The organism is Tenacibaculum finnmarkense (assembly GCF_900239185.1).
In the GTDB taxonomy this organism is placed as follows: Bacteria; Bacteroidota; Bacteroidia; order Flavobacteriales; family Flavobacteriaceae; genus Polaribacter; species Polaribacter finnmarkensis.
This window is the reverse complement of record NZ_OENA01000097.1, coordinates 223,698-236,143: the sequence shown is the minus strand read 5'-3', so window position 1 is coordinate 236,143 and position 12,446 is coordinate 223,698. Positions and strand designations below refer to the sequence as shown.

Annotated in this window: 10 protein-coding genes; 4 read left to right on the top strand and 6 right to left on the bottom strand. The window is 29.4% G+C overall.

Annotation, left to right across the window (positions count from 1 at the left end; all coding sequences use genetic code 11):
* Positions 1 to 62 precede the first annotated feature (62 nt).
* The 3 genes from AQ1689_RS12115 to AQ1689_RS12105 are packed head-to-tail and all read left to right on the top strand — an operon-like array spanning position 63 to position 4,590.
* On the top strand, positions 63 to 1,019 hold the full coding sequence (locus tag AQ1689_RS12115) for a glycosyltransferase family 2 protein (protein WP_101915539.1): 957 nt from the start codon (positions 63 to 65) through the stop codon (positions 1,017 to 1,019).
* A gap of 29 nt (positions 1,020 to 1,048) precedes the next feature.
* A complete protein-coding gene (locus AQ1689_RS12110) occupies positions 1,049 to 2,761 on the top strand; it encodes a phospho-sugar mutase (protein WP_101956245.1) in 1,713 nt (570 codons plus the stop codon).
* Entirely contained in the window at positions 2,761 to 4,590 is a 1,830-nt protein-coding gene (locus tag AQ1689_RS12105) for an ABC transporter ATP-binding protein (RefSeq protein WP_101915537.1), read from the top strand. Before AQ1689_RS12110 ends, AQ1689_RS12105 begins: the two co-directional genes overlap by 1 nt.
* A gap of 192 nt (positions 4,591 to 4,782) precedes the next feature.
* Here AQ1689_RS12105 and AQ1689_RS12100 read toward each other — a convergent pair whose 3' ends face one another.
* The 6 genes from AQ1689_RS12100 to AQ1689_RS12075 form a co-directional block, all read right to left on the bottom strand.
* Positions 4,783 to 6,204 carry a CCA tRNA nucleotidyltransferase gene (locus AQ1689_RS12100; RefSeq protein WP_101915536.1) on the bottom strand — a complete coding sequence of 474 codons (1,422 nt, stop codon included), beginning with the start codon at positions 6,202 to 6,204 and terminating at the stop codon, positions 4,783 to 4,785.
* Between the two features lie 39 nt (positions 6,205 to 6,243).
* The gene (locus AQ1689_RS12095) at positions 6,244 to 8,235 is read right to left on the bottom strand and encodes an LTA synthase family protein (RefSeq protein WP_239764714.1); all 1,992 of its coding nucleotides are present in this window, start codon (positions 8,233 to 8,235) and stop codon (positions 6,244 to 6,246) included.
* 109 nt (positions 8,236 to 8,344) lie between these two features.
* Positions 8,345 to 8,896 carry an L-threonylcarbamoyladenylate synthase gene (locus AQ1689_RS12090; protein ID WP_101956243.1) on the bottom strand — a complete coding sequence of 184 codons (552 nt, stop codon included), beginning with the start codon at positions 8,894 to 8,896 and terminating at the stop codon, positions 8,345 to 8,347.
* A 19-nt stretch (positions 8,897 to 8,915) separates the two neighbouring features.
* Positions 8,916 to 9,941 (bottom strand): hypothetical protein, encoded by a 1,026-nt coding sequence (locus AQ1689_RS12085; RefSeq protein WP_101956242.1) that lies wholly within the window; start codon positions 9,939 to 9,941, stop codon positions 8,916 to 8,918.
* A gap of 1 nt (position 9,942) precedes the next feature.
* On the bottom strand, positions 9,943 to 10,776 hold the full coding sequence (locus tag AQ1689_RS12080; RefSeq protein ID WP_101915532.1) for a glycosyltransferase family 2 protein: 834 nt from the start codon (positions 10,774 to 10,776) through the stop codon (positions 9,943 to 9,945).
* A 74-nt stretch (positions 10,777 to 10,850) separates the two neighbouring features.
* The gene (locus AQ1689_RS12075) at positions 10,851 to 11,609 is read right to left on the bottom strand and encodes a glycosyltransferase family 32 protein (protein ID WP_101956241.1); all 759 of its coding nucleotides are present in this window, start codon (positions 11,607 to 11,609) and stop codon (positions 10,851 to 10,853) included.
* A 47-nt stretch (positions 11,610 to 11,656) separates the two neighbouring features.
* On the opposite strand from AQ1689_RS12075, the gene AQ1689_RS12070 reads away from it, so the two are divergent.
* On the top strand, positions 11,657 to 12,409 hold the full coding sequence (locus AQ1689_RS12070; RefSeq protein ID WP_101956240.1) for a glycosyltransferase family 2 protein: 753 nt from the start codon (positions 11,657 to 11,659) through the stop codon (positions 12,407 to 12,409).
* Positions 12,410 to 12,446: the final 37 nt, after the last annotated feature.

Here is a 12,446-nt window from a genome sequence, read left to right as displayed (position 1 = left end):
ATATTCGAAAGACTTTGTAACTTTACCTTTTTTAAATTTGCACTAATTTGTATCAAAAAAACATGGATATATCGGTAGTTATACCACTTCTTAATGAAGAAGAATCTTTACTAGAATTACACAATTGGATTGCTAAAATTATGCAATCCAATACTTATTTATATGAAATTATTTTTATTGATGATGGCAGCACCGATACTTCTTGGCAGGTAATTGAGCAATTATCCGAAGAAAATAATGCCGTAAAAGGAATTCGTTTTCAAAAAAATTACGGAAAATCGCAAGCTTTAGATGCTGGTTTTGGTTTGGCAAAAGGAGACGTTGTTATTACTATGGATGCCGACTTGCAAGACAGCCCCGACGAAATCCCTGGATTGTATGAAATGATAACAAGCCAAAATTTCGATTTAGTTTCAGGATGGAAAAAGAAACGATACGACAATGTTATCACCAAAAATATTCCGTCTAAATTATTTAATTGGGCAGCTCGAAAAACATCAGGATTACAATTAAACGATTTTAACTGCGGATTAAAAGCCTACAAAAATGAGGTTATTAAAACCGTAAAAGTTAGCGGAGAAATGCACCGTTACATTCCTGTTTTAGCTAAAAATGAAGGTTTTAATAAAATTGGCGAGAAAATAGTACAGCATCAGGCACGAAAATACGGGGTTACCAAATTCGGGATGGATCGGTTTGTGAATGGTTTTCTTGATCTAATTACGATTTCCTTTTTATCAAAATTCGGAAAACGTCCGATGCATATTTTTGGGCTTTGGGGAACATTGATGTTTTTCTTTGGGTTTTTATCGGCATTTTTTATCGGTTCTATGAAAATCTATCATTTATTTGCAGGTATAAAAGCTATTTTAATTACTGATAACCCTTGGTTTTTTATCGCTTTAACTTCTATGATATTAGGAACGCTCTTATTTTTAGCAGGATTTTTAGGAGAATTGATTATTAAAAGTAATCCGCAGCAAAAACACTACAAAATTAAAGAAAAACTGAATTTTTAATACACGTACTTTTACGTCACTTATATATTATGGAAGAGATCTTAAATAAAGCTAAATTATGGCTTTCTGAATCGTTTGATTTGGCTACTAGAAATGAAATTGAACAATTAATAAGCGAAAAATCGGATGATTTAGCCGATAGGTTTTATAAAAATTTAGAATTCGGTACAGGCGGAATGCGTGGAATTGTAGGCGCAGGAACAAACCGAATTAACAAATATACTTTAGGAAAAGCAACACAAGGTTTAAGTAATTATTTACATCAAATACATCCAAAGAAAGAATTAAAAGTTGCTATTGGTTATGACTGTCGTCATGATAGCAAATGGTTATCTAAAGTTGTTGCCGATGTTTTTTCTGCAAATAACATCAAGGTTTTTCTTTTTGAAGATCTACGCCCTACGCCTGAATTATCGTTTGCGGTAAATCATTTAGGTTGTGATGTTGGTATTGTTTTAACAGCTTCTCATAATCCGCCTGAATATAATGGTTACAAAGTATATTGGTCTGACGGAGGGCAAATTGTGCCACCACAAGATACGGCAATTATAAACGAAGTAAATTCATTAGCTTTTACGGATATTAATTTTAAAGCAAATGAAGAATTAATTTCGAGCATCGGAAGTGAAATTGATGAAGCTTTTTGGCAAGCATCGATTAAAAATGGAACTTTTGATGTAAAAAATCGTAAAGATTTAAAAATTGTTTTTACCAATTTACACGGAACGGCAATTAAATTAATTCCTGAAGTTTTAAAACGTGCTGGTTATACCCAAGTTCATATTGTGGAGGAACAAGCCCAGCCAAATGGAAGTTTTCCAACGGTAAAATCGCCAAACCCTGAAGAGCCTGAAGCTTTAAAAATGGCTGTTGATTTAGCGAATAAAGTAGGTGCTGATATTGTTTTAGGAACTGATCCTGATTCTGATAGAATTGGTATCGCTGTTCGTGATTTAGAAGGAAACATGAAGTTATTAAACGGAAATCAAACCATGAGTATGATGACCGATTTTTTAATTAATGATTGGAAAAATAACGAAAAATTAAACGGGAAACAATTTGTAGGTTCTACGATTGTTTCGACCAATTTAGTTAATGAAATTGCGAGTTCATACGGTGTTGAAACTAAAGTTGGTTTAACAGGTTTTAAGTGGATTGCAAAAATGATTAAAGATTTCCCTGAGCTTGATTTTATTGGCGGTGGTGAAGAAAGTTTTGGGTATATGGTTGGTGATTTTGTGCGAGATAAAGATGCGGTAACCGCTGCTTTATTAGCTTGTGAAATTGCGGCGGATGCCAAAGCAAATAACAGTTCTTTTTATCAAGAATTATTAGAATTATACACCCGTCATCATTTTTACAAAGAGCATTTAATTGCTATCGTTAAAAAAGGAATGGACGGTGCGCAACAAATCAAGCAAATGATGGCTGATTTACGTAGTAATCCTTTTACAGAAATGGACGGTGCCAAAGTAGAATTCTTATATGATTATCAATCATCGATTAAAAAGAATTTAATTACTGGTGAAGAAATACTTATGGATATTCCAAAATCGAATGTATTGATTTATCAAACTACCGACGGAACAAAAATGGCAGCCCGCCCAAGTGGAACAGAACCGAAAATAAAATTTTATTTCAGTGTAAACACCAAGTTAGAAAATATTAAAAATGCAGAGGCTATTGAAGCATCATTAGATGCAAAAATTCAAAGAATTATTAAAGAAATGAAACTAAATTAATGGGATATTTTAAAGATATATTAAAATATGAAAAAAAGTATCGAAAATTTACAGTTCTAAATATTGTATTTAATATACTTTACGCAATTTTTAATGTGCTATCAGTTTTAGCTTTTATCCCTGTTTTAGGGATTCTATTTGGTACTGATAAAAAAATTATAAATGAGCCAAACTATGAAGGTCTTAGTAAAATTGGTGATTTTTTAAAAGATAGTTTTTATCATTTTATATCAGAAAAAATAAAAACAGAAGGTGACATAAATACACTTGTATTTATTTGCTTATTAGCACTTTCATTATTTTTTCTAAAAAACTTATTTAGATATTTAGCGTCTTATGTTATTGCTTTTTTAAGAACAGGTATTGTAAAAGACCTACGAGATAAACTCTACGATAAAATTGTTGAGTTACCGATTTCTTATTTTTCCGAAAAAAGAAAAGGAGATATCATAGCACGTATGACTTCTGATGTACAAGAGGTAGAGGGTTCTATTATATCATCAATAGAAACCATTGTTAGAGAACCTTTAACAGTTATAATATCTATCTCTATCATGCTTTTTATGAGTTTAAAACTCACCTTATTTGTTTTTGTTTTACTACCTGTTTCTGGTATTATAATATCATCTATAAGTAAAAAACTAAAAGCAAATTCAGCAAAAGCACAAAAAGAAACTGGTAATTTTTTATCTTTTATTGAAGAAACATTAACCGGCTTAAGAATAATTAAGGGTTTTAATGCTGAAAGTGTAATTGCAACAAAATTCAATAACTCTACAAGTAATTTTAAACAATTAACGACAAGTGTTTTTCATAGGAAATCATTAGCTTCACCTATGAGTGAGTTTTTAGGTTCTGCAACCATTATTGCCATTCTTTGGTACGGAGGAACCGAAGTTCTATCTAAAACAAGCGCACTACAACCAGATGAGTTTTTTGGTTATATTGTATTGTTTTACACCGTTTTAAACCCTATAAAATTAATAACATCAACGTTTTATAATATCCAAAAAGGTGAAGCTTCTGCAGAAAGAATTATGACGGTCTTAAATACAGAAAACACTATTAAAGACAAATCAAATGCAACTATAAAAGAGACCTTTAAAAATAAAATTGAATTTAAAAACATTTCTTTTAAATATAAAGATGATTATGTTTTAAAAGATTTTACATTAACTATTAATAAAGGCGAAACTGTTGCTTTGGTTGGACAGTCTGGGAGTGGAAAATCTACTTTAGCAAACCTTATTACTCGTTTTTATGATGTAAATAAAGGAGAGGTGGTAATTGATGACGACAATATTAGAGACATCACCAAAAAATCGTTAAGAAATTTGATGGGAATTGTATCACAAGATTCTATTTTATTTAATGACACTATCACAAACAACCTTAAGTTAGGGTCACAAAATGCCAATGACACTGCTGTTTTAGAAGCTGCAAAAATTGCAAATGCTGATGAATTTATTCAAAATTTACCAGAAAAATATAATACAAATATTGGTGACAGTGGAAACACACTTTCTGGAGGGCAAAAACAACGTTTATCTATTGCAAGAGCTGTTTTAAAGAATCCACCAATTATGATTTTAGATGAAGCAACCTCAGCTTTAGATACCGAATCGGAACAATTGGTACAAGTTGCTTTAGATAAAATGATGAAAAACAGAACTTCTTTGGTTATTGCACACCGATTATCGACCATTCAAAATGCCGATAAAATTGTTGTGATGAAAAAAGGCGCAATTGTTGAACAAGGAAAACATGACGAATTATTAGCTAAAAAAGGCGAGTATTATAAATTGGTTACCATGCAGTCTTTAACGTAATACTTCGGATAAGGCCATCCTAAATTTATTTTTACTAAATATAATTACAAAAAAAAGGAACGTTTTATAAAACGTTCCTTTTTTTATTTATAGCCTATTAAAAACTAAATAAACTTGTCAGTTCGAGTGATTTTTTTTTCTTCAAATTCCTTTTAGTCATTAAAATCACTCGAATTGACAAAAATTGTAAAACTACGCTATTTCTAAGCCTAACTTTTTTCCTTTTAATATCATAAAATCGTAACAAGCTTTATGTTCATTAGGAATTTCACCGTCTAAAATAGCTTCTTTTATCGCTTCTTTTATCTGACCTATTTCTCTACAAGGTGTTAAATTGAACGCCTTCATAATTTCCTCTCCAGTAATTGGCGGTTGAAAATTACGCACTTTATCGCGCTCTTCAACTTCTTTAATTTTTTCACGAACAAGCTCGAAATTTTTATGATAACGGCTAAATTTCTTAGGATTTTTTGTGGTAATATCTGCTTCGCAAAGCGTCATTAATGAATCTACATCATCGCCCGCATCAAAAACCAACCTACGCACCGCAGAATCGGTAACATCGCTAGCCAACACAATTGGGCGAGAGCTTAACATGACCATTTTTTGAACAAACTTCATTTTATTGTTCAAGGGCATTTTTAATCGCTTGAATAATTTATAAACCATTTTAGAGCCTACAAATTCATGCGCATGAAATGTCCAACCTTGTTTTTTATGATAACGTTTTGTAGGTGCTTTTCCTATATCATGCAATAAAGCTGCCCAACGCAACCAAACATCTTCAGTATTTTCTGCAATATTATCAACTACTTCTAAGGTATGATAAAAATTATCTTTATGCTTCTGTCCTTCAACTTCTTCCACACCTTTTAAAGCGATTAATTCAGGAATGATACGTTCTAATAAACCCGTTTCTTCTAACAATAAAAATCCAATAGAAGGCTTATCCGAAGCTAAAATTTTATTTAACTCAACAACAATACGTTCTTTGGTGATGATATCAATACGTTTTGCATTTTTAGCAATAGCACTTAACGATTCTTGCTCAATAACAAAGTTTAATTGAGAGGCAAAACGAATGGCACGCATCATACGCAACGGATCGTCAGAATAGGTAATATCAGGGTCTAACGGCGTTTTTATTATTTTAGCTTCTAAATCGGCAATACCATCAAAAGGATCTAATAATAATCCGAAGGTATCTTTATTTAAACTTAACGCTAATGCATTTATAGTAAAATCACGCCTGTTTTGATCGTCTTGTAAACTCCCCGATTCCACTTCAGGATTTCGGCTATCTTCGGTATAAGATTCTTTACGAGCGCCAACAAATTCTATTTCAACCTCTTTATAGCGCAACATAGCGGTTCCGTAGGTTTTAAAAACTTGAACTTTTGGTTTATTAGGTAGTAAAGAAGCCACTTTTTGAGCCAATTCAATACCGCTACCAACAGCTACCACATCGATGTCTTTTGCTGTACCTCGTTCTAAAATAAAATCACGAACAAAGCCACCAATTACATAACTTTCTAGCTGTAATTGTTCTGCTGCTTTGCTTATATATTGAAATATTTCGGCAGAAATTGCCTCTTTATAGTATTGATCTTGCATAAATTATTAGATAATATTCTGTACTGTTTTTTTGAAAAATTACTTTTTATTATTAAAATACAAATATTTTGTACTGTGATAAAAAGAGCTTAATAAATCATCCATTTCTTTGGTTAATTCTTTATTTTCGGGGTTTTCGTTACTAATATCTTTTAACGAATTATTATTTAAATTGATTAATTCGTGTTTATTATTGTAAACTGTTTTGTAGTAATAAAGCGAATCTTTTATAATTCCAGAAGCTGGCTCGCCTTTTATATTTCTATAAACAAACGAAAAAGTGTTGGTTTTTAAACTATCCAAAACATTTTGACCAAGTGTATAATTGGTATAATCTTGCTTTATTAAACTCATCACTGTCGGAACAACATCTACTAAATGCGCATTTTTAGTAATTTCTTGTGGTTTTACCAATTTGGGTGCATGAATAATAAAAGGCACATTATGCATTAAAAGCCCTAATTTAGTGTGTGCGGGTCTGAAATGCGTTATCGGATTCATCGCTGTTTGATGGTCGCCAAAGAAAACAAAAATAGTGTTGTCATAATATCCTGATTTTTTAGCTCTTTTAAGAAACTCATTAATATTAAAGTCTAAATATCGAAGCGCATTTAGTTGTGCTACAGATTTAAATCCTGATTTTTTTAAGATTCCCTTGTCAACATCTTGCTCATTTAAAGGCTCATAACTTCCTTTTTTATCAGGCACTGTAAAAGGCATGTGATTGGTTGCTGTTTGTAAATATGCTACAAAAGGTTTCTTGCTATCATGTGTTTTTTTAAAAATTTTATCGGCTTCTTTAAATAAATCATAATCATCGATTCCCCAAACATCTGCCCTATTTTCTTCTTGATAACTCCCCTCTTCATAAACGGTTAAACCTTGGATATTTGCCTGAAAAACAGCCCTAATATTTGCCCAATTTGCACTTCCACCTAATAAATATAATTTTTCATAGTCATCGAATTGATTAAATAATATTCGCTGATTGATAATCATCGGATTTCTAGAGGCTGACTTTACATTGTCAATATCTGGCAGGCCTGTAATACTTCCAAAAACACTTCCTGCTGTTGTTGCTTTATGTACATAATGATTGGTAAAACTGATGCTTTCTCGCATTAAACTATCTAATACGGGTGTACTTTTAATAGGATTTCCGTAATAACTTAAAGACGCATTCCCTACAGATTCCATCATTACAAAAACTACATTTGGTTTGTTTTTTGAGATATCTAAGCTGTCATTAATCTTAAAAGATCTTTTTCTTTCAAAATTGATGGTATCGCCTTTTATTCCTAAATAATTATTGATAATCGGCACATATTTTTTTGCCGTATCAATATTGTAATTTTCATTTCGAAACTTAAAACTATCGACAAAATACAGCACAGGATTCAATGAAAACTGATTCAATTCTTTGCTACTAGAAAAAAATGCTTGACTCCATCGCAAAGGATAATGCTGAAAACTACTAAAAACTCCAAAAGCCAACACAAATAAAGTAGCTATTGAAAAGATAATTTTATTCTTTTTTTCTGATACAAAATTCGTTTTTGAAAACTTCGTGTAAAGCCAATTATGATATTTTATAATCACGAAAAACAACACTAACAATAAAAACCCACCTTTATAAACTGGGTAACTTTCCATAAAAACTTGTGTCGATATTTTTACATTTTCTAAGAAACGTAAAGCACTCGCGTTTACTCTTAAATTCAAATAACTGTAATGCCCAAAATCAAATAGGTAAAAAGATACAATTACCAAATATAAAAGAGTCGAATAGACCAGGTAACTTATTTTTGCTAGTTTTTTAGTGAAAAACTTTTTAGATAAAAAATATCCTAAAGCTACGGGAACAAAAGCTAATATTGCCATTTTTAAATCGAACCGAACACCAAAAGAAATTGCTTGTAATAAATCATTGGTTTCAATAACTAATTTATTAATAAAGAAACTGTAAAAAGCAACTCTTAAAACAGTTACGAAAAGAAATAAACTTAAAATATTTACATATAAAAATTTCAAGTAATTGGGTATTTTATAACGCATATTAGTAGGTATTAAAGTAGAAAAAGCAACTCTTAAAAGTTACTATAAAAGTGCTTGTCAAAAAATTGATAAAAGAAATTAAAATTTATTCTCTAATAATTTCAATTTCATTCGTTGCTGTTATTTTTAAAATAGTAGACGATTTCACTACTTTTTTATCAGATTGCAAAGCTACCACATAATCTACACTTTGTAAAATTGCGGTACTTATTTCTGAAAATGTTTTAGGGGTTGGTTGTCCACTAATATTAGCCGATGTAGATACAATGGGTTTACCAAAGGCTTTTATCAACTGTAAACAGAAATCATCTTTAGGTATTCTAATAGCAATGGTATTATCGGAAGCAATGGTGTTTTTTGCTAAATTTTTAGGATTTGGATATATAATACTCGTTGGTTTCTTAGCATTTTCAATAAGCTGAATTGCTAGTTTTGGAAGCACCTCAACATAGTTTTTTAACATTTCTACCGAATCAACTAAAATAATTAAACTTTTAGATTCAGCCCTGTTTTTTAGTTGATATACTTTTTGAACAGCCTCAATATTTGTAGCATCACAACCGATACCCCAAACGGTATCGGTTGGATAGAGGATTGTTTTGCCTGTTTTTAATTTTTCTTTTATTTCTGCAAACATTTAATCTAAAAATTAAATTTTATTCATATATTTTTAAAAGAGCATTTAATACTAATTTATCTGATCTTAAGTAGTTATTATAATATTCGTAATTATTATACATCATATTTTCCATTTTATTATTATCACCTAATAATTCAGATATATTAGTCATTAAATCATTTGTAGATTTAAATGTCGAATAATTTTCATTATTATTAAAATCACCTGGAAGTTCATAAGATAAAGGTTCTGTTATTATCGCTCTTGATGCAGCTACATACTCCGCAAATTTCCATCCTATAGAATCATGTAACCCCTTAGTAGAAATACAAATATTACTTTCTTTTACCGTTTGCATAAAATTACGCTTATTAGTCATTGAAGAAGGCATTAATAAATCTTTACCATTTTTTTTCGAAAAATTATCATATTGAATTCCTCCTATAAAATTGTCTCCGAATTCTGCTTTACAACTCTTAATGAAATTTATTCTATTTTTATTAATTAACTCTCTTTCTTGTTTTAAATGCTCTAACGAAACCTCATTAGGGTCCCATAACCTAGTTAAAAACAATATTTTATTTGTTTTATGACGAACGGGGTAAAATTCAAAATCGTTACTATAAAAACGATTATTTTTCGCTTTTTTTATATTTTTTTTAACAAAAAATTTTATTTTTCGTTTTAAATTAGTGTCTAAATATTTTTGAGGTGTGATCAAATAATTTAAACCTAAAGGAAAGACTTTACAGTTGTCTGGTGCATTATCTGTAATTAACTGATTAAAACTTCTTTTAAAATAAAAATCAGCTTTAATGTTATTTTTAAAATATTTTAAATTTTCTTCTATAGAAGCAGGAATCCAACTTAAACCATCTGCTGTATCAAAAAAAACGGTATATTTACCATCAACTAACACTTTTAAAGATGATGATGCAGAAGTGCTATATTTAACTGAAAGGTCAATTATACCTTTTTCGCTAAGCTTATTAAATCCGTCATATATTTGATTCAAATGAGGAAAACACGAATACTCTAATTCACATTTAAAAAAAGGTTTCATATTATTTTATATTTATTATCCTAATTATTATCTTTTTTAACACTTTTAATAACCTAAAAAAAGCACTTATACTAGCTATTAATATATTTTTATTTTGTGTTCTTTTTCTTGAATAACTAATTTTAATGTATTTAAAAACATCTGATAGTTTTATTTCAGTAAGAGGTATTTTACTTCTGATTAATTTAAAATATTTTTTATGTAATATCTTTGTATTTTGATATCGTGAAACTCCATTGTCAATAACACGATATTTGTAAGTAAACATCGGTAAATATTTAAAATCACCACCTTTAACAGCACACTGAATCCAAAAATCATAATCTTCAAAAGTCTTTAAACCTTCATCAAAACCTCCTACTTTTACCCAAAGATCTCTTCTAACAAAAGAACATACAGGAACTATATTATTTTCAAACCATAACGCTACTTTATTAAACTCGTGATTTTTTTCGACTTTATCGATATCTCCAAAATATAATAAATCTCCATACAAAACATCTATACTCTTATTTTCTTTAAGATAACTTATAAATAAACTAAAGTCATCGTTCAGTATATCATCTGCATCTAAAGGAAAAATATATTCGCCTTTAGCTTCTTTAATTCCTACATTTCTAGCAGAACCTGGTCCTCCATTTTTTTTATGAATTAAACAATATTTATTTTCATCTAAATTTGATAAATAATTTAATATTTCCTCACTTTTTGAACCATCATTTACAATTATTATTTCACTTGTTATTGAAGATGGAATTAGCTTTAAACTATCTAAGCATTCTTTTAGAAATTTTATTGGTGTATTATAAACTGGTATTATAATGGATAAAAACATATATTAAATAAAGTAATTTAAAAGCATTAATTTTAATAAGATATATATTCTATATCCATTTTTTAAAATTTTTATTATAAACGATCTATTATATAAAAACTTTTCTCAAAAAAAGCGTATCTAATTTTATTTAAGAAAATTAATGGTAATTTTTGTAATTTTCTACTTAGACTATCTAAAATATACGAGAAACCTTTTTGCTTGTTTCCCCAAGAATCTTCCCACCAATGAATACAAATTGTTTCAGGTTTAATACATTCTTTAGTAAATTTTTCATTTATATAAAATGGATAAAAATATTTTTTATCTAATACTAATACTTTTTTTATAGTTTGAGTTTTATACTCCTTCAAACCATATTTTAACAATACTTTTGTTAAAATAGGCGGACCTCCCATTCCGTTAAATTTTAAACGCTGTTTTCTTTCAGTTTCTTTAATACAATCTAAAATAAAAATATTCCCTTTTTTAGCACCAATCATTCCAGCTGCAACAGGAAATGGAGAATCTTCCATGTTTGTTTGAAAGCCTGTAAAAGAATCTTCTTTATGTAACTCATCAAAACGTTTTAAAATTTCAATATCAGTATCCATATAAACTCCTCCTTCTTTATATAATGCATATAATCGCACATAATCTGTTATAAACGACCATTTTTTCTGCTTATAAAGTAACTTTAAAAACGGGAGTTTATCAAAAGGAGTATTTGTCTCATCCCATTTTTTAATCGTATAATCTGGTAATTTTTCTTGCCATGATGCAATACACTTTTTTATCGTTTCATTGTACTCTCCTTTACCATACCAACAGAAGTGAATAATTTTTGGAATCATTTAATTATTGTATTTTTGACATTACAAATCTACAATAATATTTAAAAATGAATGTAAGCGGTTTAGTAATTACTTTTAATGAAGAGGTGAATATTAAAGATTGTATCCTTTCTTTAAAAAAAGTGTGTAATGAAGTAATTATTATTGACTCTTTTAGTACCGATAAAACTATTGAAATAGCCGAATCTATGGGAGCTAAAGTCTATTCTCAAAAGTTTTTAGGTGATGGATTACAAAGAGTACACGGGCTACAATTTTGTAAAAATGATTGGATTTTAAATTTAGATGCTGATGAGCGTTTAGATGAAGATAGTTATCAGTTTATAAAAAGTCAGAAATATTTAAAACAACCTTATGATGCTTATAACTTTAGACGAAAAAATTTCTTAAAAAAACAACCTATTAATTTTGCAGGATGGTATCCTTCATATACTTGTCGTTTTTTTAATAAGCAAACCGCAAAACCTGCTACAACTAAAGTACATCAAAGTATACAGGCTACAAATTTAAAAAAAACAAACTTACACCTATTACATTACGGTTGGAAAGACTTTCATCAAATTATAGGTAAATATAATTTATATACAACTTGGCAAGCCGAAGAATACTTTGAGCAAGGAAGAAAAGTTCACTTCTTCACTCCTATCACTCATGGAGTTTGGTCGTTTATTCGTTGTTATATTCTTAAAAAAGGAATTTTACATGGTTTAGACGGAATTACATTTTCTATGTTACAAGCTTTTTCTTCTTATATAAAATACGCAAAACTTAGAAAACTATATGAAGAAAGTAAATTATAATAAAAAAGGTGCGATTTAAATCGCACCTTTTTTTATT

What these genes read in the sequence shown, in the direction of transcription:
- AQ1689_RS12115 (WP_101915539.1), top strand. Translation starts at nt 63, where the DNA reads ATGGATATATCGGTAGTTATACCACTTCTTAATGAAGAAGAATCTTTA.
- AQ1689_RS12110 (WP_101956245.1), top strand. Translation starts at nt 1,049, where the DNA reads ATGGAAGAGATCTTAAATAAAGCTAAATTATGGCTTTCTGAATCGTTT.
- AQ1689_RS12105 (WP_101915537.1), top strand. Translation starts at nt 2,761, where the DNA reads ATGGGATATTTTAAAGATATATTAAAATATGAAAAAAAGTATCGAAAA.
- AQ1689_RS12100 (WP_101915536.1), bottom strand. Translation starts at nt 6,204, where the DNA reads ATGCAAGATCAATACTATAAAGAGGCAATTTCTGCCGAAATATTTCAA.
- AQ1689_RS12090 (WP_101956243.1), bottom strand. Translation starts at nt 8,896, where the DNA reads ATGTTTGCAGAAATAAAAGAAAAATTAAAAACAGGCAAAACAATCCTC.
- AQ1689_RS12085 (WP_101956242.1), bottom strand. Translation starts at nt 9,941, where the DNA reads ATGAAACCTTTTTTTAAATGTGAATTAGAGTATTCGTGTTTTCCTCAT.
- AQ1689_RS12080 (WP_101915532.1), bottom strand. Translation starts at nt 10,776, where the DNA reads ATGTTTTTATCCATTATAATACCAGTTTATAATACACCAATAAAATTT.
- AQ1689_RS12075 (WP_101956241.1), bottom strand. Translation starts at nt 11,609, where the DNA reads ATGATTCCAAAAATTATTCACTTCTGTTGGTATGGTAAAGGAGAGTAC.
- AQ1689_RS12070 (WP_101956240.1), top strand. Translation starts at nt 11,657, where the DNA reads ATGAATGTAAGCGGTTTAGTAATTACTTTTAATGAAGAGGTGAATATT.